The organism is Pseudomonas sp. G(2018), assembly GCF_005502415.1.
GTDB lineage: Bacteria > Pseudomonadota > Gammaproteobacteria > Pseudomonadales > Pseudomonadaceae > Aquipseudomonas.
Genome location: NZ_SCOO01000048.1, coordinates 1 through 24,016, shown reverse-complemented (window position 1 = coordinate 24,016; position 24,016 = coordinate 1). Strand labels below are relative to the sequence as shown.

Sequence of the window (24,016 nt, the reverse complement as noted above, 5' to 3'; positions counted from 1 at the left end):
TTTTCACCAGTCAATGATGAGGTAGTTCGGGCAGACCGACTTTTTCAACAGAATCGGCCAGTAGCGGACCTTCAAACTCACGGCAACTATGCGCCCGTCATGCAGGACGGCGTATACCGTGCGCAAAAGTTAAGACCAAGCGCGACGGGGTCCCGTTGTGGCGTGTTAGCCCAGAAACACATCGGAGTTGTCCAATGCCCGCGCATCCTCAGGTAAGGGGGGACTCCGTCATCCCTACCCCCTTTCGCCCTAGCTGCTTGACACCATACATGGCCTGATCCGCTGCTTTAAGTAATGTGTCGAGACATTGCCCATGAACAGGACACAGCGAAACTCCGACGCTGCACGACACTGATAGCTCCCCTGCACTTGTCGCGACTGTCTGGGCGATGGTGTCGAATACCCTCGCCGCTTGCGACTCAGCGCTCTCGGGGTCAGAAAGATTGGAGATCAGCATCACAAATTCGTCGCCGCCGTATCGGGCAGCCGTGTCACATGACCGGGTGGCTTGAAGCATGCGGCGTGCAACCGCTTGCAAAACCTGGTCGCCGACTTCATGACCGTACTTGTCGTTAACCTCCTTGAAATGATCCAAGTCGATCAAAAGCACAGCGAACGGAATTCCTTTCACTTCCCAATCCGAGATGGCCTGGGCAAAACGCTCAGCGAACAGGTAACGGTTAGGCAGTTGCGTGAGTACATCATGGGTTGCCAGATAGGCTGAGCGTTCGTGCTCAACTTCGGCTCTTTCTATCGCCTTGAAATGCCTGATCAATACCATCGGCATCAGCATCAGAGCTCCGGCGAGTACCAAAAGAATCATCAACATTTCTTCGGTAAGGACATCCCCGAAACGAAGTTGCCGGTCGAATACCAGCGTCATGGGCTGCGATGTATTGCGGATCTCGACACGGTCGTTCAATTGCGGCAAAAACAGGCGATCAAGGAAGCCAGCCTGTTGAACCTGCGTGGAAAAAACATCGCTTTCAGATCCGGTTGAAGTCTTCAGCACGGCAGCTATGTGAACCAGCGGGTCGACGTTAGCGTGATTGACGGCATCAAGAAGAGAGCCCGTCTTGATCAACAGCAATGACACCATAGTGCTACCAAAAAAATTGGGTCTGGGGCTCGCTCGCTCTTGTTCAGGCCGACTGACTAACTGCATCAGAATGTAAGCACTACCGCCCTCGTACATGGAAAAAACGGGAGAAACCACGGGTTTCTGGCTGCTTTGGGCGCGTGCCAGCGCGTAGGAAAGGTAAGCGACCGTTTCTAACTTCACCCCGTAAATCGAGCTGGATTCAGGGAGTAAGGGGTACATAAACAACACGGGCCAGGTCTCTTTGAGGAAGGCCTGAGGTTGGGCTGGCTGCCCAGTGAGACTTGGGAAATCCTTGAGTTCAAAGTCTGGGCGCCATGTACGCCGCAACAGATCCTCAAAGGCGGATTGCTCGGCGACAGGCACGGAGCGGGCTGCCTCGAGCATGTAGATATGCGGGTAGGCCGACAATACGACTGCCGCATATCGGGCTGTCGCTTCGGTATCACTCTGGTCTACGGCTTGCAGGAATGCAGAGAAGCCCGAGAGCACTGCTTCATTGGTATCAAGCTGATTGCGCACAATCCCGGAGATGTTTTGCACGTACTCGGAAAAATACGTTTCCCTTCGCTGAGTCTCGGACTTCAGCAATAGTAACGCCGAAAAAACCACCAAGCCGACCGCTAAAAAAATAAAGCCCATCAGCGAGTTGCGCCGCTTTGTCCATATCATCCTGATCTTCCGATTTCGCGGTGCGTCCAAATTACTGTCACGCTCTGCAAGCATTCAGCCTTGCAGCGAAACAACTCGTATTTTTCCATGCCCCTGACTCAAGCGTCTCGCTTCATCAGGTGAACATTTTGATCACGTTGGCAAGAGTCTAAGGCACGGCCATGGATTGTCGCTCCGCAAGAACCTCCCGAAACTGCTTGTGGTTAAGCCGCTGACACTCGTCCCGAGCTTCCTCTCGAATTTGATAGGTCGTCTTCAAGCGACGTTTTTCTTCGTTGTCATAGATATTGAAACCGATGGGCGCAGTCTCACAATAGAAGCGCGTTCCATCACGCATTGATCCAGTCTCTGTCGGGATTGCAGGGACAACAACGAATCTGGAAATCAGATTCAGGCCCTCTCCAAAAAACACCTTAACGTTTAGCGGCTTTTTGCCAGCACGACAAGTAAATGGCGAGTGTTTCCGATGACAAGCACGGCTGCCTGAGAGCGGTTCGCATCGCACATAAAACCGGCTATCCACGCAGCGACATTCAAACCGTCTCAGAATACGGGTCTGATCAGACATTTGATTTGGGAGCTGCTCAAGACTGGGAAATTGTGGCGGACTCCCTGTGCGAGGTTGCTTGCATACTCAACTGCCCGTGACCGAGTCTTAGTGGGTTCGCGTGCTGTCCGAGTGGTATACCGACGCGCTGCCGCTATCGATTTACTGCACTGGCCGCAAATTGCAGTCCCTCAAGGTGAGAGTATTCGTGGACTACATTGTCGAAGAGTTCCGTGCCAGAGGCCACGCTGCTTGCTTCCAGCATGGATAAAATCGAACAGCGGGTGTCGCGGCACATTTAAACCACGGCGTGCGACCCGTTCACCTGCGCATTCGGGCAGATGTGCGGATGCCAGTTGTGGGCGATTGCGCTCGTCCTGTTGCGAATATACGTGGCGGGATGTGGGCCTTCAAAACCGGGCACCAACTCCCCGTTAGGTTGATGCAGCTGCTAAGCACCTAAACTCCCGAGGGAGCGTGAAGCGTAAAGGGGACAGCGTAAAGGGGACAGATCTATTTTTCAGAAAAATAAATCCGTCCCCTTTTTTATTTTGCTGTTCGCCGGTGAACCCAAGGAGCGAAATGTTACTGGGTTGATAGATCCAAGATTCCGGTTCTCGGTCAACTTATATGGCGCCCCGGCGATGTCCCTGGCTGCGTTCCCCAGCTATCAACAGGATGTGATTATCGGCGCCAGCCTGGCAATTACGGCGCCACTTGGCCAATACGACTCCAGTAAGCTGGTAAATCTCGGCAACAACCGCTGGTCATTCAAGCCCGAACTTGGGATTTCCAAGCGCCTGGGACCCGTGACCCTGGAATTATCCGGTGCGGGAACCTTTTACACCGACAATGACCAGTACCTTGGCGACCGCACATTTTCCCAGAACCCGACTTACCAGGCACAGGTGCATCTTATCTATGCCTTTAGTAACGGTGTCTGGGCCTCGCTGGATGGGACCTACTTCGCTGGCGGGAGTACCTCAGTCGATGGGGTCGGTAACCACGACTTTCAGGAAAATACACGCTATGGGGGCACCCTCTCGCTGCCGTTGAACCGAAATCACTCACTAAAGCTGTTTGCGAGTGATGGTGCGCATACCCGTACCGGCAGCGAATACGATGCTATTGGCATCGTCTGGCAGTATCGCTTCGGCGGAGGGCTTTGAAACCTGGGACTTACGCTACATTCCATTCATGCGTTCGTGAGAGGCATAAATCGGCCAAAAGCTGCCAGTGCTACCGCACTATTGGGTGTCTGTTTAAAGCTATTAACAACGGCATTACGCCTTGGAGCTTTGGCCTATACTTGCTTGCGAGTCTAATTGGCTGTCCTACGCCTTTCATTTCCATCGATCACAAAACGAAGGAGAATGACGATGACTTGCACGCGAGCGATTGTTGAAAACACTGCCGAATTGCTTGGCTCTTCTGACTCCGGCTATTGCGCAGCCGCACACAGGGCCTCCGGCAGAAGCGAGATATGACCATGAATCGGCGCCTGATCTCCCTCGCCGTTGCAACCGGCCTGGCCGCAATCGCAGCCAGTTCCCGAGCCGAATCGCCTTCCTATTCCGAGACCTATAAGAAGTACGTCCAGCCGGACGGCACCATCACGGTACCCGAGGACTACCGAACCAAATTCACCTTCCTCGGCACCTTTAGCGTGGCCGGGGGCGACCAGGCCGGAGGTCCGGCAGAGTTTCACCAGGTTTACATAGACCCGGATTCCATTGAGCAATACCGCCGCACCAAGGCATTTCCGGATGGAGCCATCTTGGTTAAGGAACTACAGAAAGCCCGCACCCTGGACATGACCACCGGCCGCTCCTCGTCCTGGAAGGAGGACGCAGGCTGGTTCGTGATGATCAAGGACACTCAGGGCCGCTTTAACGACAGCGGCTTGTGGGGCGACGGCTGGGGCTGGGCCCTCTTCGATGCCGCCAACCGGGCCAAGCCGACCACCACCAACTACAAAGCCGAATGCATCGGCTGTCATATCCCGGTAAAAAAGACCGATTGGGTGCATGTCTGGGCATATCCCCTGCTCGACGCCAAGGATCGAGTTACGGATTTCAATAAGTAAAAATTGATGTAGGGCGCTGGTAGGCGAAGCGCACTGCTCCGATCGGTCAATTGACGCGAGCTCGACGTTTTCTGCCTCATGCGATGGGCAGCTTTGGGCCGAACTCTACCGTTGCTCACCGGTGGCTATGGGCCGACGGCTGCCCTTCGCGACAGGCAGCAATCGGCCAGAAGCGGTCCTTCGAGCATCCTCCAGACCTTCCTCTTCTTCCACCGAGTGAGTTAACCGATAGTGACCAGCGTCAGAAAGCATGCCGGTCACTTCCATTACTTTATTTACTGATGGACACAATGGTGGCTCTGCCACCCTCTAGCCGAAACGAAAACGAAACGCGGTCGCCGGCTGTCAGGTCTTTGAGTTGGTCTTCCGCTACGGAAAAAGCCATGGTCATCGGCGGCCATTGTACGGACGGGACAGCTCCGTGGGCGATGGTCACCGTGTGCTTCACAGTGTCCATAGACTTAATCGTTCCCTCGGCGTTGGCGACGGGAGCCTGTGTTGTTTTCTGCTCCATCTGCATGCCCTGCATGCCCTCCATACCGTCCATTTTCATGCCCTGCATGTCCTCCGCTTGAGCAGGAAGCGATAGTGCAAATGCGGTGCTTGCAACGGCAATCAGACTCAGTTTCATACGACTTATCCTTGAGGGGTGATGGGTTCAATTGAGAGGTGCCGGCGACGCATAAGGCGATAGGCCGCCGGAATGACAAATAGAGAAAGCAAAGGTGCCGTGACCATACCGCCGACCATGGGCGCGGCAATACGGCTCATCACTTCGCTACCAGTTCCGCTGCCCAAGAGGATGGGCAACAGACCAGCGATGATGACGGCCACGGTCATGGCCTTAGGACGAACGCGCTGCACGGCCCCTTCACGAATGGCCGCAACCAGACCACGCTCAGTGCTGTCGCCGAGCTCCTCTCGTTCCGCCCAGGCGTTCTTCAGATAGAGCAGCATGATCACGCCAAACTCGGCGGAAACACCGGCCAAGGCGATAAAGCCGACCCCGGTGGCGACAGACAGGTTGAACCCCAACAGATAGAGGAACCATGCCCCTCCAGTAAGGGCGAATGGCAGAGTGGCCATGATCAGCAAGGCCTCATCGAAGCGGGCAAAAGTCAGGTAAAGCAGCACGAATATGATCAACAGCGTGGCAGGCACGACCAGTTTGAGTCGTGCGTTAGCCCGTTCGAGAAACTCGAACTGCCCTGAGTAACCAAGGCTCATACCGGGCTCCAACTTGACCTGCTCGCTGACGAGCCGCCGTAGATCGGCGACTACCGAGGCAATGTCCCTCCCCCGCACATCGATGTACACCCAGCCTGAAGGCCGCGCGTTCTCGCTCTTGAGCATCGGTGGACCGTCCGTGACCTTGACCTTCGCCACTGTACCGAGGGTGATCTGCCCCCCCAGAGGGGTGTAGATCGGCAATTGCTCCAGGGCGCCGACCGAGTCACGCCACTCCCGTGGGTAACGTACGTTGATCGGGAAGCGTGCAAGCCCCTCAATGGTCTCCCCGACATTTTCACCACCGATAGCGCCAGCCACGATGGACTGCACATCGCCGATATTCAGTCCGTAGCGGGCGGCTGCCTTGCGGTCGATATCCACGTCGATATAGCGGCCACCGGTCAGTCGCTCGGCCAGAGCCGAACTGACACCGGGCACATCCTTGGCCACCCGCTCGACTGCCTGAGTCGCCGCATCGATATCCGTCAGATTGGTGCCGGCAACTTTCACTCCAATGGGACTCTTGATACCCGTGGCCAGCATGTCGATACGGTTGCGTATTGGTGGTATCCAGATATTGGTCAGCCCAGGAACTCGCACCACTCGATCCAATTCTTCCACCAACTTTTCCTGGGTCATGCCTGGGCGCCATTGTTCATGCGGTTTGAACTGGATGGTGGTTTCGAACATTTCCAGCGGTGCCGGGTCGGTGGCGGTTTCAGCGCGCCCCGCTTTACCGAAGACGTGTTCGACCTCAGGCACGGTCTTGATCAGGCGGTCGGTCTGTTGCAGCAGCTGCGCCGCTTTCTGTGCCGAAAGTCCTGGCAGAGCCGAAGGCATGTAGAGCAGATCACCCTCGTCCAACGGAGGGAGAAACTCGCCACCCAGGCGAGACATTGGCCATAGCGCACTGACAAAAACCAAGAGCGCCACCAGCAGCGTGATCTTTGGTCGGCGCAAGACTACGTCCAGGACAGGCTGATAGATCCGAATCAACCACCGGTTCAACGGGTTCAGTTGTTCACTGGGGATTCGCCCCCGAATCCAATAACCCATCAGCACTGGCACCAGGGTCACTGACAATCCCGCCGCTGCGGCCATGGCGTAGGTTTTGGTGAAAGCCAACGGGCTGAACAGTCGCCCCTCCTGCGCCTCCAGGGTGAACACCGGAATGAACGACAAGGTGATGATCAACAAACAGAAGAACAGCGCAGGGCCTACCTCTGCCGCTGCTTCGGTCATCACATGCCAATGACGCTCCCCCTTCAGTTCCTCCCCTGGATTGGCCGCATGCCAGGCCTCAATCTTCTTATGGGCGTTCTCGATCATCACCACGGCGGCATCGACCATGGCGCCGATGGCGATGGCAATCCCACCCAAGGACATGATGTTGGCGTTGATTCCCTGGTAGCGCATGACGATGAAGGCAATCAACACGCCAACCGGCAAGGAGATGATCGCCACCAGTGATGAGCGCAAGTGCCAGAGAAAGATCCCGCAGACCAGCGCGACAACGATGAACTCTTCGATGAGCTTGTGGCTGAGATTTTCCACGGCGCGGTCGATCAGCTTGCTGCGGTCGTAGGTGGTGACGATTTCCACTCCAGCCGGCAAACTGCTTTTCAGTTCGTCCAGCTTCGTCTTGACCGCCGCAATGGTCTCGCGAGCGTTCTTGCCGCTGCGCAAAATCACCACGCCGCCGACCGTCTCGCCTTCGCCGTCAAGTTCAGTGATGCCCCGCCGCATCTCCGGCCCCAGCTGAATGGTGGCGACATCACCAAGGGTCACCGGCACACCACCCGAACCCAGCTTCAACGGGATCGCACGGAAGTCATTGAGCGTCTTCAGGTAGCCGGAGGCCCGTACGATGAACTCGGTCTCAGCCATCTCCAGCACGGCACCACCGGTTTCCTGATTGGCTTTGCCGATGGCTCCGGTCACCTCAGCCTGAGTGATACCGAGGCTGGCCAGTTTGAGCGGATCAAGTTGAACTTGGTACTGTTTGACCATGCCTCCCACGGTGGCCACCTCCGCAACATTGGGCAGGGTCTTGAGTTCGAACTTGAGGAACCAGTCCTGAAGTGCGCGAAGCTGTGCCAAATCGTGTCCACCACTGCGATCCACCAGTGCGTACTGATAGATCCAGCCCACCCCCGTCGCATCCGGCCCCAACGCCGGCTTGGCGCTGGCCGGCAAGCGGCTTTGGATCTGACTCAGATACTCCAACACCCGCGAGCGAGCCCAGTACAAGTCAGTGCCGTCTTCGAACAACACGTAAACGAAGCTATCGCCAAAGAAGGAATAACCACGCACCGTCTTGGCTCCAGGCACCGAGAGCATGGTGGTGGCCAACGGATAGGTCACCTGGTTCTCGACAATCTGCGGCGCTTGTCCGGAATAAGGGGTGCGGATGATCACTTGCACATCGGAGAGATCCGGCAGCGCATCGATGGGCGTACTCTGCACCGACCAGACGCCCCAAGCCGTGACGAAGAGCGTCACCAGCAGTACCAGGAATCGGTTGGCCACTGACCAACGAATCAGGGCAGCAATCATGGCTGGCTCCCCGATTTGTCCAGACGCTCAACACGCAAACCGTCGTCGGTCTGGCTCACCGCGATCCGAACCTTGTCACCCGTTTTGAGACCCTGCATCAGCGCCGGGTTGGTGAGTGGGAACGTCATCGTCATGCCAGGCATGCCCAGTGTCTTGAAAGGGCCATGAGCGAGCGTGACTTCTTTATCGTTGATCTCAACGATCTGTCCATCCGCTTCATGAAAGCTGGGGGCAGCTGCGCTGGGGGGGGTCTCTTCCTCCGAGCTTGCAACAATGCCCTTTAGACTGGCCTCCGAGTCGAGCAGGAACTGGCCGGACGTAACCACCTTCTGGCCTTCTACCAGGCCTTTTAATATTGCTATCTTGCCGTCGCTTTCCTGCCCGAGTTGCACCTCCACGGGACGGTAGCGGCCCGCGTCTTCGGCGAGCATCACCAAGGCACGTCGGCCAGTGCGTATGACGGCCTCGCTCGGCACCCACAACACACTTTGCTCGGTCGAACGATTCAGGCGGACCTGCGCCGTCAAACCCGGCCTGAGGCGTCCGTCCAGATTGGGTAGTTCCACCCGCACACGAAGGGTGCGGCTGTCCGGATTGGTCTCAGGCAAAATCGCGCTAACCTTGCCACTGAGCGTTGTCCCTGGGAAGGCTGGCAGACGCGCTTCGACCGCTTGCCCCACGGTGATTGATCCGGCATCCGATTCTGGAACGGCCACGGCTAGCCAGACACTGCTCAAGCCATTGACGCGTGCCAAAGTATCGCCAGTCGCCACGGTCATCCCCGCGCGGACATTCAACTCTTGCAGCACACCGGCAATGGGGGTGGTAAGAGTCAGGTACGGCTGAACCTTACCGCCACGCTCTACCTGAGTAATCAGTGCCGCCGGCATCCCGGTGAGCCGCAGTCGTTGTCGGGCCGCAGTCAACAAGTCAGCATCTCCATTGCGCCTCAGCGCAAGGAACTCTGTCTGGGCACCGGCCCACTCAGGCACCAGGATATCCGCCAACGCCGCGTTGGCTTTGAGTACATCGCCGGGAGCATGGGCATAGACCCGCTCCACGAAGCCCGTGGTGCGTGCCTGAATCACCGCGACATCACGCTCGTTGAACGCCAAGACACCTGTCACATCGAGGCTGGAGTCAAAGATCCCACGGGTGACTGTCGCAAGACGCAGACCGAGATTCTGGGTCAGACTTGGATCGATACTGACGGTCGCCCGGTCCCCTGCGCCGCTGGCGTACTGAGGGACCAGTTGCATGTCCATGAAGGGAGACTTACCCGGCTTATCGAACTTTTGCTGCGGGTACATGGGGTCGTACCAATACAGTGCTTTGCGTTCGCCCGGTGAATTGAGGCTCTGTTCCGGAGCGGTACCTGATACTCCGCTCATGCTTTGGTGAGCGAACCAGTAACCACCGGCAACACCCAATGCCAGCGAGATGCCTACCAGCAATGCCCCGTTCCAATTTTTAAGGTTCATTGGCTGGACTCCCCATATGCAAAATACAGGCGCGCACTGGTCAGCGCTCGCTGCTCTTCCACGTCGATCTGTTTGAGGCGGGCCTCGATTAGCTCACGTCGGGCGGCAACAACGGCGTTTAAATCGCCTTTGCCGGCCCGATAACTGGCCATGCTGAGTTCGACCTTTTCCTGAGCCAGCGGTAACAGGCTTTCCTGATTGCGGCGTACCGCACGGTTCAGGCGCTCATAGTCAGCCAGTTCGTTCTCCAGTTGCTGGGTACGCTCACGTGACAGCGCTTCGCGCTCGGCCTCAAGCTGGCTGAGTTCCGCCTGTTTGGCTGCGATCTTGGGATTTTGGCGAGAGTCAGGAAAAAGCGGTAAATCCCAGGAAAATTGCACGCTGACCATGTCGCCGAACTCACGACCACGGCGCTGGTAATCCACTTCCCAGCTCCAGTCCGATTGCTTCTCCGACACGGCTTCACGAACCTTGGCTTGCGCTTCGCGGGTCATCGGCGCAAACGCGGCCAACTCGGGATGGTGTTGCAGTTTATGGGAGTAGCTAGAGGTATCGACTGGCCATTCAGGCAAACTGCCCACGGGCTTGTCGTTGGCAGCGGAGCCAATCCAGCGTTTGAGGGCCGCTCGGGCCTGTGCTCTCTGGAGAATCAGATCGTCCTGTTGCTCCGCCAGTTGAGCCGCTTCCTGCTTGGGTGTCACTGCATCAGCGGGTTGAGCACGGCCACCAGCAATCTGGGCTCGGACTGTATTCGTCAGCAGGCGGTTTTCTTTGTAGAAATCCTGGAACAGCGCATCTTTGCGTTCAACCGAGTAGCTGCTGATCCAGGCTAACGCCGTGGACTGGCGCACCTTCAGACGTTCGACTCGACGCTCCGCAGCGGCGCGATCAACGGCCGCATCAGCGACCTCAATGCGCGCTTTGCGCTTGTCGCTGTTGAGCATTTCTTGCCTGAGCCCGACCATTTGCATGGTCATGAAGTCTTGGTCGATGCTCCAACGATCCGGACCGCCAATGGGGTAGTTCTGGACCCCCAGTAGCAATTTGGGATCAGGTAGCTCACCGGCTGGAATAGCCGCGCTGCTGGCAGCTTGAATTTTGGCGTCTTGAGCAGTCAGCGATGGCGCATTGTTTTCAGCCAGCCGCAGAGCTTCATCGAGTGTCAATGCGGTAGCAAGGCTCGGCAATGCCAGTACGCTTGCCGCCAGACCGGCCACAAGGGACCAGCCTGTGCGATAGCACTTGGGGTTCATGTTTACGATTCCTGTGATCATCTACTGCGCGCGTAAAAAGACATGCGCACAGCTAGTCCATCCCGCTAATGCGGAATGAGGCTCAATGTGGGACAGGAATCAAACGCGAGGCGGTCGCCATACCCCGGACGGGGTCTGTACGGGTAGGAAAGCGCTGAAGAAGGAAATCCCGACGGGGCTGAATACGGTTACAGGGGGCTCGAAGATCGAGACTTGCAGCATGCCACCTGTCTTGCATTCCTGGCCCGGTTTACAAGGTTTGCCGTGCTCCGCAGGGCTTTTCATATCGTTGCAGCAGTCCATCCCCATATCGTCCATCATCGCCAGGCCCATGGTCTTCATTGGGCAAGGTTCTGTCGGTGCCTGAACACCCGCCATCCCGCTGAGGGGAAGCGCCAAGCTGATCATGAAGATGATGCAAAACCGCAGATAGCGCTTCATGGGCTGGAGTGTAGTCGTTGAAAATGGCTCTTACAATTGGACTCAGGGCATAAGCGGTCTGCCGAGAGGCTTAACTCCGGCGATAAGACCGAACCTGAATTAAGCCAGCATTACCGGAACAATCAAGAGCGCGGTAGCCTTTTTAAGTATGGATTTTTCTCGCTCAAGTCGAGCGATCCGGGCTTCGAGTTCCTGAATTTTTTGTTGTTCCGGTGTCAGCGCCTTACTCTGAGGGGTGACGCCTTGGCGCTCTTTCTGAACCTGGTCAACCCAGCGGCGCAGTGCCGACTCACCAATGCCGAGTGACCGCCTGGCTTCGATGTAGCTGTAGTTTTGCTTGAGCACGAGGTCGGCAGCCTCGCGTTTGAATTCAGCAGAAAAGGAACGGCGTTGTTTGGTCATCTGACACCTCGATCTGGCGAGCATTCTCGCCTAAATGGGTGTCCGGTTTCATTAAACCACTACAGTGCGACAAGCGTACGATTTACCCCTGTCACTCAAGAGTTAAACGCTTGGCCAGCCCGGGGCCAGACTCCCACAGAGCGTTGATACAGGCTTCCCCATCCTCATCCGTTACAGGCTCAAGAGCTAGCGGGTCTAGCAATCGGCTGTCGACCAACGCGAGCCGCACAACTCCGTTTTTGTCGAGGAACGTACGTGCCAAACATTCGCATAAAGATTGGGGCAAGGCTTCCATGGGAGGCTCTATATCGGCATTCTCAAGCTCAATCTCGAAGCGCGCGGAGCACGCGTTTACCAACTCCCTCAACGCATGAGAAGCAAAGTGATATGCAGTGAAATAACACGCCGTCAACACCAGCGAGATCAACAGCAGAAAGATTGCTTCACGTTTCCAGGGCCTTTTGCCCGGCCGACGCAGGTTTCCGAGTGTTGCAGCTCTGTCCCGCCACCAACCTTGCACAATGTGAATCCCAATCAGCTTGTTGATGTTCATGGCAAGCCCCTCACCCCTGTGTGACAAGAGCATGGAGCCAACAACAAGATGCCGTTTGACTTAGATCAACCAGCCTGCAACAACACCTGCGCCAAGAACACCACCAGAAAGGAATGACCCGCCTGGCAAAGGCACCAAGTGGCAGACTTGCACCCAATGGAACGGCGCGCCAATTGCGCTGTGCCGCACGCAAGCGTTTACCGCCAATCCAGATAACGGAACAGCTCCTCTTCCTGATCAAAGTGCAATTGCACGAGCGTATCCAGCCGAATCAGCTGATGCTGAATCTCATCCGCTGAAGTGGTTTCGGGGGCGACACTGAAGTCACGGCTCATGCGCACCAGCAAATGAATCAGGCGAAAGATCTCCCGGTGAGCGTGGCTCATGGCCAACATGGGGTCCTCGCCTGGCATGCTTCGCGTCAGTTGCGGATACAGTGTGTTTTCATCTTCACATTCATGGCGCGCCAGTGTTGATTGCAGCTTATTGACCAGCGCCTGCAAATCAGTCTGTGCTTGCGCCAGTGGACGTCGGGCAAAATCATTGGCCAGCTGGTGCAGTTCGCTGAGCACTGAAGACAGCGCCTTGTGCTCGTCCTGCAGGTGATCAATCTGTTGCGCAGCAAGCCCTTGTTGGCTTGGCCCCCGCAGCGGTCCCAATGCACGCAAGGCGTTAATGATGATCGCCACATCGATGCCCTCTTGCACAATGGCACCGATAAGCGGCGGCAGGTAACCGAGGGCCGCCACCACCATGGCCAGCAACGACATCCCCATGCCGACCAGCACACCCTGGCGGGCGATGTGGTGGGTTGCTCGGGCAATGTCCAGCGCCTCCACCAGACGATCGAGACGATCTACCAGCAACACCACGCCCGCGGCTTGCGCAGAAGCCGTGGCACCACTGGCCCCCATGGCCACGCCGACGTTGGCCGCCGCCAACGCGGGAGCATCGTTGATGCCATCGCCGACCATCAAGGTACTGGCGCGCAAACAACCTTCCTGTACCGCTCGAACTTTATCCTCGGGGATCAATCCCGCACGCAGTTCGTCAATCCCGGCAGACAGCGCAACCATCTCGGCGGTTTCAAGCCGATCCCCAGTGAGCATGACGATCCTCTCGATGCCCCTGTTGCGCAGCCGGCGCAGCGTTTGTGGTGTTTCTCGACGCACGTTGTCCGAGAACACCAGCAAACCGGCAAGTGTCCCATCCACTTCAATGAAGCTTCCACTGCACGCCAGGTAATCCATGTGGCGCAACATGGTTGCGGCCCACTCGGACGCAGGTGCGTCTGCATGAGCAAAAGACAACGTGCCGAAACGCACCCGCCTGCCATCGACCACCCCACAAAGACCAGAGCCAGGACTCTCTTCCACTTGCTGGGGGATGCTGAGAAGCAATTGACGCTGATGCGCTGCCTCAACAATGGCCTGGGAGATAGGGTGCGTCGAGGCCTGCGCCAGCGAAGCGGCCAGGCCAAGCAAGCTCTGGGGATCGGCCAATCCATTGACCTCAATCGACTGCAGATGGGCATGGCCGCTGGTCAATGTTCCGGTCTTGTCGAGAAACACCTGCTTGATGCCAGCCAACGCCTCCAGGGTCGCGCCGTCCTTGATCAGTATCCCGCGCCGCGCCGCCCTCGAAATACCTGACATGATGGAAATCGGTACCGCCAGAATCAACGGACACGGCGTGGCCACCACCAGTACCGCCAGCGCTCGCAAGGGATCGCCACTCAGTTGCCAGGCCGCTGCGGCAATCAGCAAGGTCAACGGGATGAAGAACAACGCATAACGGTCGGCCAAACGCACGAAAGGCGCGCGTGAACGCCTCGCCTCCTCGGCCAGCCGCACGATTGCGGCATAGGTACTCTGCGCGGCCGTTCGGGTGGCGGTCAGCAGAATGGGCATTCCGACATTGGAAACCCCACTGAGCACTGGCTCACCTGCTCGACGAGTGACGGGCAATGATTCGCCGCTGAGTGCCGATTCATCCAATTCGGCAGCGGGGCTCAGCAAGCGCCCGTCGACCGGCACCACCTCCCCCAGGCGCACCAGCAATGTTTGATTGGGCTGGATCTGTTCTACCGGAATCTCGCGCAATCCACCGTCTTCCTGCAACCAGGCAAAACGCGGCGCCCGGTCGATGAGTGCGCGAAGCTCACGTTCGGCGCGTTGGCTGGTAAAAAACTCCAGCGTACGTCCGCTGGCGAGCATCAGGGCAATCACCGCTGCTACCAACGTCTGCGCAAAGGCCAGGGCGGCGGTGATCGACAGCAACGCGATCATGTCCACACCGGCCTCGCGCCGGGCCAGGCGCCTGACGATTTCAATCAGCAGCACCACGGCCATCAGCAGGCTTCCTGCAGCCCAGCACATCGATGCCCAGCCCGGTCTCTGCGAAATGTGCGCAACGCCCCCCGTCAACAACGTCAGGGCGCTGAACAGTAGCAGCATGGGGTCCAGCCATTTACCGAGCATGAAAGTGAGTTCCTCACAGGGCGATTAGCGGTCCTCGCTGTGAAAACACCTGCCGCCCATTGAGTTAAAGCTTAGGACTCGAATGTCTATCGTGTCCGTTTTGGTTGATACGTCCAGGCCTTGGACAGCGCAGCGGTAATGACTGTATGTGGACAAAAAGGTGTTTGTCCTCTTTCTGATTTAAATCAAGCGACCCGTGGGTATTCCCGTAGAAATTAGAGTCAGCGTTTGGTGAATGACGCTGGCTTTGAAAGGTCAGCGCCTGGCTGTTTTTTCAGGGTGGACTAGTGGACGGGATGTTTGCAGCCTGCCCTTTACCCAAGAGGAGTGGTGAAAAATGAGCAATTCCGTGAAAAAAATGCCAATCCAGACCGAAAACAAATCAAGCCAGCATCCAGCGACCTCAGACTTTTGGCGCCCCCTGGAAAAACTGCGGCAACAGGTCGATCACCTGTTCGACGAGTTCAATCGCGGTTCAGGGCTATCACCCTTCAGCCGGGGGTTGTTTGATGTCGAACCCTTCTGGCGGCGCGAACTGATCGGCCATGGCCTGCCTGCCGTGGACATCACCGAGAAAGACAAAAGCTTCGAAATCACCGCCGAACTCCCCGGCATGGATCAAAAGAACATCGAGCTCAAACTGTCCAACGGCAACTTGATCATCAAGGGGGAAAAGAAAGAGGACAAGGAAGAAAAAAGCAAGGGCTATTACCTTAGCGAGCGTCACTATGGTTCCTTCGAACGGGCGTTCAGCCTGCCCAAAGGGGTCGATGCCGAAAAGATCGAAGCGAGTTTCAGCAAAGGCGTGCTGAGCATCTCGTTGCCGAAAAAGCCCGAAGCGATGAAGGCGGACAAGGTCGTGCCGATCAAGACCGATTGACCGCCGGCATACCTGCCCCCTGCCGGAAAACCGGCCGGGGGTTTGTTCTTCGGTCCCTGGACCACGGCCCTTGTACTCCAGTACATCAGACCCGGGTGCAATCATGAGCGACTTGAACTTACGCAAAACCATTTTGGAAGAGCTTGAATTTCAACCTGACATTGACGCCGCCCACATTGGCGTGAGCGTGGAAAACGGCGTTGTCACACTTTCCGGCCATGTTAAGAATTACGCTCAGAAAATCAGCGCCGAACGTGCGGTCAAAGCCATCAAGGGCGTACGCGCCGTGGCTGAAGAAATCCAGGTCAGACTGGATAAAGGCGCGGGCACGGCCGACGACACCATCGCGAACCGTGCCTTGAATATCCTCTCTTGGAGTTCCGATGCGCCGGAAGGCGACATCAAGATCATCGTGCAGAATGGATGGATCACCCTCGAAGGCCAAGTGGACTGGCAATACCAGAAAGAAACCGCCGAGCGGGCTGTACGCAAATTGTCCGGCGTCGTCGGCGTGAACAATCGCCTCACCATTCGCCCTCGCGTAGACGTAACCGATATCCAGCATCGCATCGAAGAGGCCCTCAAACGCAATGCCGAAGTCGACGCGAAAGGGATACGTATAAATGTTGAGGGCGGTGTTGTGAAACTTGAAGGTAAAGTGCATTTTTGGCGCGAGCGTCAGATCGCCGAGCGTGCGGCCTGGTCGGTGCCGGGCGTGTCCAAGGTGGAGGATCACTTGTTGATTGCCTGAGTGAGTCATTGCTCGGGGACGTCTCGATGACCAGCCGGATGGAGGAACCCCTGATGCTCACTGTAAAGAATCCCGGTCATCGAGAGGCCTGTTCCAGAGTCGACAGGCATTACTGGATCGACACGCTCAGGGATGGTCGGCCTGTGTTGATCCGACACTTGGCGCAAAAGGATCGTGAGCGCGAATCCACCTTCATCCGGCGTTTGGCTCCACAGTCCCGGTACATGCGCTTCCTGGCGCAGATCCGCGAATCCGGCAAAGGCATCGCCTACATTGCAATGGTTCACGACAAGGGCCAATTGATCGAAATTGGCGTCAGTCGTTATGTCGCCGCCGGCGAACATAAATTCGAATGCCTGTTAGCCGTCGCCGATGACTGGAAACGTCTGGGTGTAGGAACGCTATTGATGGAGCACTTGATCGACGCGGCCCGCAAAAACAAAGTTCACCTCATGTTTTCGGTCGCCCCCTCCAGCAATGCGTCCATGCGCGATATGGCCAGATCCCTGGGTTTTGAAGCCCATGAAGACCCCTTCGATCCGCGTCAGGTCACTCACTGCCTGTACCTGTAAAAATCCCTGGTAAACGCCGGTTTGTCCTTGATGCCGATTATTCCCTGGCCCCAAGTGTCGCCATGTAGCGCGCGACAGATTCGGCATCCGCATCAGACAGAGAATGCCTGAGCTGTAGTTTCATGGGGGTGTCACGGGGACGTTGCTCGGTCTGCTGGAGAACCTTGATCTGATGAGTCATGTAACGTGCGTGCTGCCCCGCCACTCGCGGAACCTGACCATTGCCCCGGTCTTGCGCACCGTGGCAAGCGCTGCATTGCGCGACGCCTGCCTGCGGCAGACCCTCGCGAAAGATCAGTTCGCCGCGCAAATCAGGCTGATCGGCCTCAGCCTTCATGGCGCTCTGGCTGGAAAATCGGCTGCATCGCGGTGTAGGAATAATCAAGCAGGCTGCAACCCTTCCATACGGGGGATAACCTTCTTGAACTCACCGCACAAATTGCTGGAAAAACTCTACGGTCAGCAACGTCAACCTCCCACGGCTGACATAGCCCCCCTGCTGCGTCGATACGCTGAACCACTGCCGGAACCGGACTCCCCCGCTTTTGCCGACATGTTCGATCGCTACGCCGATGCGCGCGTCGTGATGATCGGCGAGGCGAGCCATGGAACCAGCGACTTTTATCGAACCCGGGCAGCGATTACCCAAAGGCTGATCGAGCGGCACGGGTTCAATATCGTGGCGGTCGAAGCAGACTGGCCGGACGCCGGCCATGTCGATGGACCGGGTCGACCCGCCTCTGGCCCATGAAGCCCGGCGACGCTATGGCTGTTTGACGCCGTGGCAGGATGATCCGGCGCTGTACGGCCACTTCGTCGAGCGTGGCGGTGTCATGCCTTGTGAACAGCCAGTGATCGAGCAGCTCAATGCCATGCTGGCTGAACAATTGGCCGGGCTCATCCGCGACGACGAAGCCTTCTTCAATGCAACGCAAAACGCACGGGTAGTGATGGCAGCGGAACAGTACTACCGGGCGATCTATCGAGGCTCGACGACGTCCTGGAACCTGCGTGACCGGCACATGTTCGATACATTGCGCGCACTGCTTGAACACCGGGGGCCGCAAGCCAAGGCCGTGGTCTGGGCCCACAATTCCCATATCGGCAATGCAGCCGCCACGGAAATGGGCTGGAAAGGACAATTCAATATCGGTCAACTGTGCCGCAGCGCCTTTGGGCGCGATGTGGTACTGATCGGCATGGCCACCGACCGCGGCCAGGTGGCCGCCGCCGATGACTGGGACGGCGAGATGTTGATCAAGGACGTGCGCCCCTCCCGGCCCGACAGCTGGGAACACCAATTTCTCAAGGCTGGCGTTCCGGCGTCGTTGACCGACTGGCGAGACCCGCAGCGAAAAGAATTACGTGGAGCCCTGTCCACGTCCTTGCTGGAACGGGCTATCGGTGTGATTTACCGTCCCGAAAGCGAGCGAGGCAGTCACTACTTCGAAGCGATGCTGGCGGAACAATTCGACGCCATGATCTGGATTGAGCAAACGAAACCCGTCACGACGTTGCCCTTGCCGAAAAGCCAGGCATTGGAACCGGAAGATGAAACCTATCCGTTTGGCGTGTGAGGATCAGTGCATACCCCTTCAGGGGTGGGGACATGCAAGTACTTTTCGAACCAGTCGCCAGCGAGCCTGGCGACTTCCTCAAGGGTTGCGGGCTCTTCGAAAAGGTGCGTGGCGCCTGGCACGATTTCCAGGTGTTGAACACAGCGCAAGGCATGGCTGCTTTGGCGATTCAGATTGATGACCACCGGATCCAGGGCGCCAACGATCTGCAAGGTGGGCGCTCTGACGCGATCCAGTGCCCCACCCGCCAGGTCGGTTCGCCCGCCCCGGCTGACCACTGCCGCGACCACATCCGGGCGTTCGGCTGCCGCCACCAGTGCCGCGCCGGCGCCGGTACTGGCGCCGAACAGGCCGATGCGCAGCGACTGCAATTCCACATCCCGGCCGACCCAGTCAATCACCTCCACCAGTCGCCTGCCCAGCAGAGCGATATCGAATCGCAGCGACCGGGTGAAGTTGTCCAGACGTTGCTCCGGCTCCGTAAGCAGGTCGAACAGCAACGAGCCCAGCCCCCGTTTGACCAGTGACTGGGCAACGTACTGGTTGCGCGGACTTGAACGCCCGCTGCCGCTACCATGAGCGAATATCACCAGCGCGCGGGCATTCAACGGCAGGTACAAATCGGCGGTTAACGCAACGACCTCCAAGTCCAGCTGTCGAGAGCGCGTTTCAATCATTGAGAGTCTCCAACGCTATCGCCGGCTGAAGACTCTCGCTGCCAGGCCCTCTGCAAGAGATCGATAACCGCTTCATCCGAGGTCTGGGAAAAGTCCCTGTACCAGTAGCCGATCGAGATCATCCATTCAGGAGTCAGCGGACAAATGACCTCATCTACTTCGCCACGCAATGCCTCGACCGTTTCCAGGGGCGCGACCGGTACCGCGACGACGATACGTGACGGCGCCTGTGCGCGTACCGCTCGAACCGCTGCCATCATCGAGGAGCCTGTCGCCAGCCCGTCGTCGATCAGGATCACCACCTACCCCTTGATTTGCATCGGTGGGCGGGCTCCCCGATAGACCTGTTCACGACGCGCCAACTCCTGTGTTTCCCGTGCGACCACCGCCTGGAAACTGGCTCGATCTATCGGATGCGCCCGCAGCGCGTCGTCATTGAGTACCTGTATGCCACCGCTGGCAATGGCCCCCATGGCGAACTCCGGATGGGAGGGAACGCCGAGTTTGCGGACCAGCAGCAGGTCAAGACGAACACCCAGCGCCATGGCGATTTCATAGGCAACCGGAACGCCACCACGGGGCAAAGCGAGGACGATGACGTCGGGTCTGTGGGCATATTTGTGCAACGGTTCCACGAGACTTCGACCGGCCGCCGCCCGATTCTGCAAGGTCGTTTGCAGTGAGGGACTCTGATCCATAGGGAATCCTCCTCAGGCCATTACACCTTTCGTTTCGTCATATCAGGGCCCTGTCCGCTCTAGACCGCCAGAATGCTGCAAGGCACCTGATACAGGATGTGTTCGGTCGTGCTGCCCAGGAGCTTGTCCAGGCCACGAGACTGGATTCGTCCCATCACGATCACATCCACACTGTGCGCATGGGCGAACTCACTCAGTACCGAAACAGGGTGCCCCTCAATGAAATGCCAGCGGTCAGCGGGCACACCGTATTGATCAGCCAGGTCGAGGAATGATTTTTCCAGTTCCTCGCGCAACTGACTGCCAAGGTCCGCAAGCGTCAAGCCACCGCCGCCCATGTCGCCCAGATAGGCGGTCGAAATGTCGCAGGCGAACATCAAATGCAATTCGGCCTGGCACTGCAAGGCCAAGCCAGACGCCTGTTTGATGATCCGCTCATTGAGCTCGCTGCCCTCTGGCTCCGTATTGGAAGCGTCAACGGCTGCCACCACCTTGCGCGGCAAGGCAAGCCCGCCTTCACCGACCAGATAAACCGGGATCGGGCAATGGCGCAGCAAGCGCCAGTCCAGTGGAGTGAAGAACGCCCGCTTGAGCGCCGGTTCATGCTGCACTTGCTTGATTAACAAATCGGGCTGCATTTCCGCGACGTGATCAAGAATGTCTTGCTGAATGTCATCGACCCAGGTCACCTCCGTCGTCACGTCGATGCCCCTTCCTCGCAGGTTTTTCGCCTGGTCCTTCAACCAATCGCGATGGTCCTGCAGGAAGCATTCGCGAGCCTTTTCCCGGTCGCCCTCTTCGAGCAGCGACAACAGCTTCCACGACGGAATCAAGGCAGCAATATGCAAACTCGCACCACTGGCCTTGGCCAGGGCCGCCGCGTGGTTGATGGCCTGCGAAAGGCGCAGGGCCGGGTTGATGATCAGTAATAAGCGTTGATATTGGCTCATGATCCGACTCCAGATGGGGCTTGGCGCCTTCAGATACCCTCTACGGGAACAGTTGATGTCTCTTCGTGTAACAGACACCGGCGTTTCCAGTTCAGAGTCCTCCGTTGATGCCGCCCTGGCGTTGATTTATATCAAGTGCCCGCGCAAGACCGCCCAATGACTGGGCATCTACCGGTCCCTGGAGTAGGTCCTGCACAGGCGAACATGGGATTGGCGCTCCCTGGGTAGATCCGTATTTCATTTCATCGTGGTTGATCAATATCAATCGGGCCAGGGCCAATGGGGTTACCTTGACCAAACCGCACTCGCACGGGGTGAGTGCACAGGGCTCACAGGAGGTTGCCATGTCGACCGTGTTGCCCAGTCAGCGGTTGCGCTTGTACGACAGCGATGAACTCGAAGACGTGCTACAGGCGATGGCACGGCAGGCCACGGCGCTGCTGCCACCCTGCCAAGCAGCATTGATTGGCATCCAGCGCCGTGGCGAGCCGCTGGCTGAGCGCTTGCGCCAGCATCTTTCACATCAAACCGGTCAGCCGGAACTGCCCCTCTACCCCCTCAAGGTCAAGCGCTATGCCGATGACCTCCAGGTGCTGCACGCTCACACGCAATTAACCGAGAATCCGCTTTTGGGTGAATTGGACCTTGCCAACGCCACCCTTCTGGTGGTCGATGACGTGCTCTACGAAGGCCATTCACTCCTGCGCACCTGCGCGTATCTGGCACAACTCGGGGCGAGTCGGGTCTACACTGCGGTATTGGTCGACCGCCATGTTTGCCAACAGCCGATTCATGCCGACATTGTCGGCGTGCATCTGCAAGTGGCGGCCGGTGACATCGTCGAATGCAACGTACCTCCCTACGAAACGGAGTTTTGCATTGACGTTGTTCGTCATGGGGCCGTGCGCTGACCCAGCGACCGTTCGAGGGTCGTCCCGTCACTCAGGCTCTATCGCGGCAATGCGGTATAGATGATGGATACGTGGCATTTCAGGTGAGGCGCATTTCAAACCCGGCCTCCAAGGAGCCCATGCATGCTGCCCCAGCCCCCGCTTCTTTTTGCCCTCAAAGGCACTGAATGTTATGCAAGTCGCGTCGCTCAGCGGCTTGGTTGTCAACTGGCGCGCCACGAAGAGCGCGACTATGAAGACGGCGAACATAAATGCCGACCGCTGGACCCGGTCAGCGGTCGTGACGTGGTGGTGTTCCACTCCTTGTATGGGGACGGTCAGCAGAGCGCGAACGATAAGCTGTGTCGCCTGCTCTTCTTCTGCGGCGCACTCAAGGATGCCGACGCTCGTCGTGTGCAAGTGGTGGCTCCTTACTTGTGCTACGGGCGCAAGGATCGCCGCAACCAGCCTCAGGACCCGACCATTACACGTTATGTCGCCGCTTTTTTTGAAGCCTGTGGCGTGGATCGCCTGATCGCCCTGGACGTGCATAATCCGGCAGCGTTCGACAACGCCTTTCGCATTCCGGCCTGGAATCTGCAGTGCAACGAACTGTTCGCCGGGCATTTCGCCGGGCTCGTCGGCGATGCCGAAGTGGTTGCCGTTTCCCCGGACTCAGGGGGAACCAAGCGCGCCGAGCAGTTTCGTCAGGCCCTGGAACGGCAACTGGGACGTTCGGTCGGCAGTGCCTTGATGGAAAAGCACCGCGATCATGCCACGCTGACGGGTACTCTCTTGATTGGCGAAGTCTCAGGCAAGACTGCCATCGTTTTCGACGACCTGATCAGCACGGGTGAAACGCTGACCCATGCCGGCCTCGCCTGCCAAAAGGCCGGCGCCGTCCGACTGTTCGCAGCCGCCACCCACGGTTTGTTTACCGCAGGCAGTCGGCTGTTCGACCAGCCTCTTTTTGAACACATTGCGATCACTGATTCCGTGTCGCCGTTTCGCCTGCCGCCTGACTGTGTCACGCGTCACCTGGAGGTACTCGACAGCACGGCCCTGATTGCCACCTTGCTGGCGGAAAATGGAGCCTTTGATCACGTCTGAGCATTGCCCGTGCCAATGTGCGACCGGGACCTCTCTAGACCGCCACTACACTGCAGGGCACCTGATACAGGATATGTTCGGTCGTACTGCCTAAAGGGTGCTCCAGGCCTTGGTACTGGGCTCTACCCATCACAATCACATCCACATGATGCTCGCTGGCAAATTCACTGAGTGCCGTGACGGGGTGACCCAAAACGAAATGCCGGCGGTCGGCGGGAACACCGTACTGGCTGGCAAATGCCAGGAACGACTTTTCCAACTCTTTGCGCACCCCTTTGCTCAGCACTGACAATTTCAAGCTATCGCTCAACTCTTCCAGATAGTCCTCTGAAATGTCGTGGGCATAGAGCAGGTGCAACTCGGCGTCACACTGTATGGCCAGGCTGGAGGCCTGTTGGATGATGCGATCATTGAGTTCGCTGTACTCAGACTCGCCAGCCGACGCGTCAACGGCCGCCACCACCTTGCGGGGCAAGGCGTGACCGGAACCGCCCACCAGATAAACCGGTACCGGACACTGACGCAGCAATCGCCAATCCAGCGGGGTAAAGAGCGCGCGCTTGAGCGCCGATTCATGTTGAATTTCCTTGATCAACAGGTCGGGCTGCAATTCTGCGACGTAATCCAGAATGTCTTGCCTCATGTCATCAGCCCAGGCCACCTCGGTGGTCACGTCGACCCCTCTGCCGCGCAGCAGTTTTTCCTGATCCTTCAGCCAATCGCGATGGTCCTGCAGGTAGCGCTCCCTTGCCTTTTCCCGGTCGCCATTTTCGAGCAGCGACAACAAGCTCAACGATGGAACCAGGGCGGCGATATGCAAACTCGCACCACTGGCCCGGGCCAGCGCTGCTGCATGGCTGATGGCCGGAGAATGGCCCAGGGCAAGGTGGATGATGAGTAACAACCGTCGATACTGGCTCATGATTCGACTCCAGACAGATGGGGCTCAACGCCGGATTCAGCACCCGCGTTGAATCAGACTGCGCCGGCGCAATGTCGCTGGCGTTGACAAATATCAAACGGGCCGGGACTTCCCTTTTCCACACTGCCCAAAGGTCGGCGGATGGCCTGCATCGACGTGCTCTACGGTTCAACGCTGCACCCCCCCCCC

19 protein-coding genes and 3 pseudogenes are annotated in these 24,016 nt (G+C 57.7%); 8 read left to right on the top strand and 14 right to left on the bottom strand.

What is annotated here, in order from left to right:
- Positions 1-208: 208 nt before the first annotated feature.
- Positions 209-1,771 carry a sensor domain-containing diguanylate cyclase gene (locus FFS64_RS28640; RefSeq protein ID WP_137808108.1) on the bottom strand — a complete coding sequence of 521 codons (1,563 nt, stop codon included), beginning with the start codon at positions 1,769-1,771 and terminating at the stop codon, positions 209-211.
- A 1,098-nt stretch (positions 1,772-2,869) separates the two neighbouring features.
- On the opposite strand from FFS64_RS28640, the gene FFS64_RS28630 reads away from it, so the two are divergent.
- Positions 2,870-3,487, top strand: coding sequence for a transporter (locus tag FFS64_RS28630; RefSeq protein ID WP_256660575.1), 618 nt, complete (start codon positions 2,870-2,872; stop codon positions 3,485-3,487).
- Between the two features lie 314 nt (positions 3,488-3,801).
- Complete coding sequence (locus FFS64_RS28625) at positions 3,802-4,404, top strand: cytochrome P460 family protein (protein ID WP_137808107.1); 603 nt, start codon at positions 3,802-3,804, stop codon at positions 4,402-4,404.
- A gap of 271 nt (positions 4,405-4,675) precedes the next feature.
- On the opposite strand, the gene FFS64_RS28620 is transcribed toward FFS64_RS28625, so the two are convergent.
- The 8 genes and pseudogenes from FFS64_RS28620 to FFS64_RS28585 all read right to left on the bottom strand — a co-directional run bounded on the left by FFS64_RS28620 (position 4,676) and on the right by FFS64_RS28585 (position 14,800).
- The gene (locus tag FFS64_RS28620; protein ID WP_137808106.1) at positions 4,676-5,035 is read right to left on the bottom strand and encodes a copper-binding protein; all 360 of its coding nucleotides are present in this window, start codon (positions 5,033-5,035) and stop codon (positions 4,676-4,678) included.
- A gap of 5 nt (positions 5,036-5,040) precedes the next feature.
- Complete coding sequence (locus FFS64_RS28615; RefSeq protein WP_137808105.1) at positions 5,041-8,190, bottom strand: efflux RND transporter permease subunit; 3,150 nt, start codon at positions 8,188-8,190, stop codon at positions 5,041-5,043.
- Positions 8,187-9,671: an efflux RND transporter periplasmic adaptor subunit gene (locus FFS64_RS28610; protein ID WP_137808104.1), complete on the bottom strand. Its 1,485-nt coding sequence runs from the start codon at positions 9,669-9,671 to the stop codon at positions 8,187-8,189. Before FFS64_RS28610 ends, FFS64_RS28615 begins: the two co-directional genes overlap by 4 nt.
- Positions 9,668-10,924: a TolC family protein gene (locus tag FFS64_RS28605; RefSeq protein WP_137808103.1), complete on the bottom strand. Its 1,257-nt coding sequence runs from the start codon at positions 10,922-10,924 to the stop codon at positions 9,668-9,670. The genes FFS64_RS28610 and FFS64_RS28605 overlap by 4 nt, the downstream gene beginning before the upstream one ends.
- Before the next feature lie 99 nt (positions 10,925-11,023).
- The gene (locus tag FFS64_RS28600) at positions 11,024-11,365 is read right to left on the bottom strand and encodes a hypothetical protein (protein ID WP_137808102.1); all 342 of its coding nucleotides are present in this window, start codon (positions 11,363-11,365) and stop codon (positions 11,024-11,026) included.
- 138 nt (positions 11,366-11,503) lie between these two features.
- Positions 11,504-11,767 (bottom strand): annotated as a pseudogene (locus FFS64_RS28595) (transposase); the annotation flags it as partial.
- Positions 11,768-11,858: 91 nt separating this feature from the next.
- Positions 11,859-12,320, bottom strand: a complete 462-nt coding sequence (locus FFS64_RS28590) for a hypothetical protein (protein WP_137808101.1) — start codon at positions 12,318-12,320, stop codon at positions 11,859-11,861.
- 197 nt (positions 12,321-12,517) lie between these two features.
- Positions 12,518-14,800: a heavy metal translocating P-type ATPase gene (locus FFS64_RS28585; protein ID WP_137808100.1), complete on the bottom strand. Its 2,283-nt coding sequence runs from the start codon at positions 14,798-14,800 to the stop codon at positions 12,518-12,520.
- A gap of 337 nt (positions 14,801-15,137) precedes the next feature.
- On the opposite strand from FFS64_RS28585, the gene FFS64_RS28580 reads away from it, so the two are divergent.
- From FFS64_RS28580 to FFS64_RS28570, 3 genes are all read left to right on the top strand, one after another.
- On the top strand, positions 15,138-15,680 hold the full coding sequence (locus FFS64_RS28580) for an Hsp20/alpha crystallin family protein (RefSeq protein WP_137808099.1): 543 nt from the start codon (positions 15,138-15,140) through the stop codon (positions 15,678-15,680).
- A 103-nt stretch (positions 15,681-15,783) separates the two neighbouring features.
- Positions 15,784-16,431 carry a BON domain-containing protein gene (locus tag FFS64_RS28575; protein WP_137808098.1) on the top strand — a complete coding sequence of 216 codons (648 nt, stop codon included), beginning with the start codon at positions 15,784-15,786 and terminating at the stop codon, positions 16,429-16,431.
- Positions 16,432-16,484: 53 nt separating this feature from the next.
- Positions 16,485-17,003: a GNAT family N-acetyltransferase gene (locus tag FFS64_RS28570; protein ID WP_137808097.1), complete on the top strand. Its 519-nt coding sequence runs from the start codon at positions 16,485-16,487 to the stop codon at positions 17,001-17,003.
- A 37-nt stretch (positions 17,004-17,040) separates the two neighbouring features.
- On the opposite strand, the gene FFS64_RS28565 is transcribed toward FFS64_RS28570, so the two are convergent.
- A complete protein-coding gene (locus FFS64_RS28565) occupies positions 17,041-17,340 on the bottom strand; it encodes a c-type cytochrome (RefSeq protein WP_137808096.1) in 300 nt (99 codons plus the stop codon).
- Between the two features lie 84 nt (positions 17,341-17,424).
- On the opposite strand from FFS64_RS28565, the pseudogene FFS64_RS28560 reads away from it, so the two are divergent.
- Positions 17,425-18,580, top strand: a pseudogene (locus FFS64_RS28560) (erythromycin esterase family protein).
- Here the strand turns inward: FFS64_RS28560 and FFS64_RS28555 are convergent.
- From FFS64_RS28555 to FFS64_RS28545, 3 genes and pseudogenes are all read right to left on the bottom strand, one after another.
- The gene (locus FFS64_RS28555) at positions 18,562-19,257 is read right to left on the bottom strand and encodes a dienelactone hydrolase family protein (RefSeq protein ID WP_137808095.1); all 696 of its coding nucleotides are present in this window, start codon (positions 19,255-19,257) and stop codon (positions 18,562-18,564) included. The pseudogene FFS64_RS28560 and the gene FFS64_RS28555 sit on opposite strands and share 19 nt — an antisense overlap.
- Positions 19,254-19,955, bottom strand: a pseudogene (locus FFS64_RS28550) (phosphoribosyltransferase). Before FFS64_RS28550 ends, FFS64_RS28555 begins: the two are co-directional and overlap by 4 nt.
- A 59-nt stretch (positions 19,956-20,014) precedes the next feature.
- Positions 20,015-20,905: a universal stress protein gene (locus FFS64_RS28545; RefSeq protein WP_137808094.1), complete on the bottom strand. Its 891-nt coding sequence runs from the start codon at positions 20,903-20,905 to the stop codon at positions 20,015-20,017.
- 344 nt (positions 20,906-21,249) lie between these two features.
- On the opposite strand from FFS64_RS28545, the gene FFS64_RS28540 reads away from it, so the two are divergent.
- Complete coding sequence (locus tag FFS64_RS28540; protein ID WP_137808093.1) at positions 21,250-21,816, top strand: phosphoribosyltransferase family protein; 567 nt, start codon at positions 21,250-21,252, stop codon at positions 21,814-21,816.
- Between the two features lie 123 nt (positions 21,817-21,939).
- Positions 21,940-22,905, top strand: a complete 966-nt coding sequence (locus tag FFS64_RS28535) for a ribose-phosphate pyrophosphokinase (RefSeq protein ID WP_137808092.1) — start codon at positions 21,940-21,942, stop codon at positions 22,903-22,905.
- 34 nt (positions 22,906-22,939) lie between these two features.
- Here FFS64_RS28535 and FFS64_RS28530 read toward each other — a convergent pair whose 3' ends face one another.
- Positions 22,940-23,827: a universal stress protein gene (locus tag FFS64_RS28530; protein ID WP_137808091.1), complete on the bottom strand. Its 888-nt coding sequence runs from the start codon at positions 23,825-23,827 to the stop codon at positions 22,940-22,942.
- Positions 23,828-24,016: the final 189 nt, after the last annotated feature.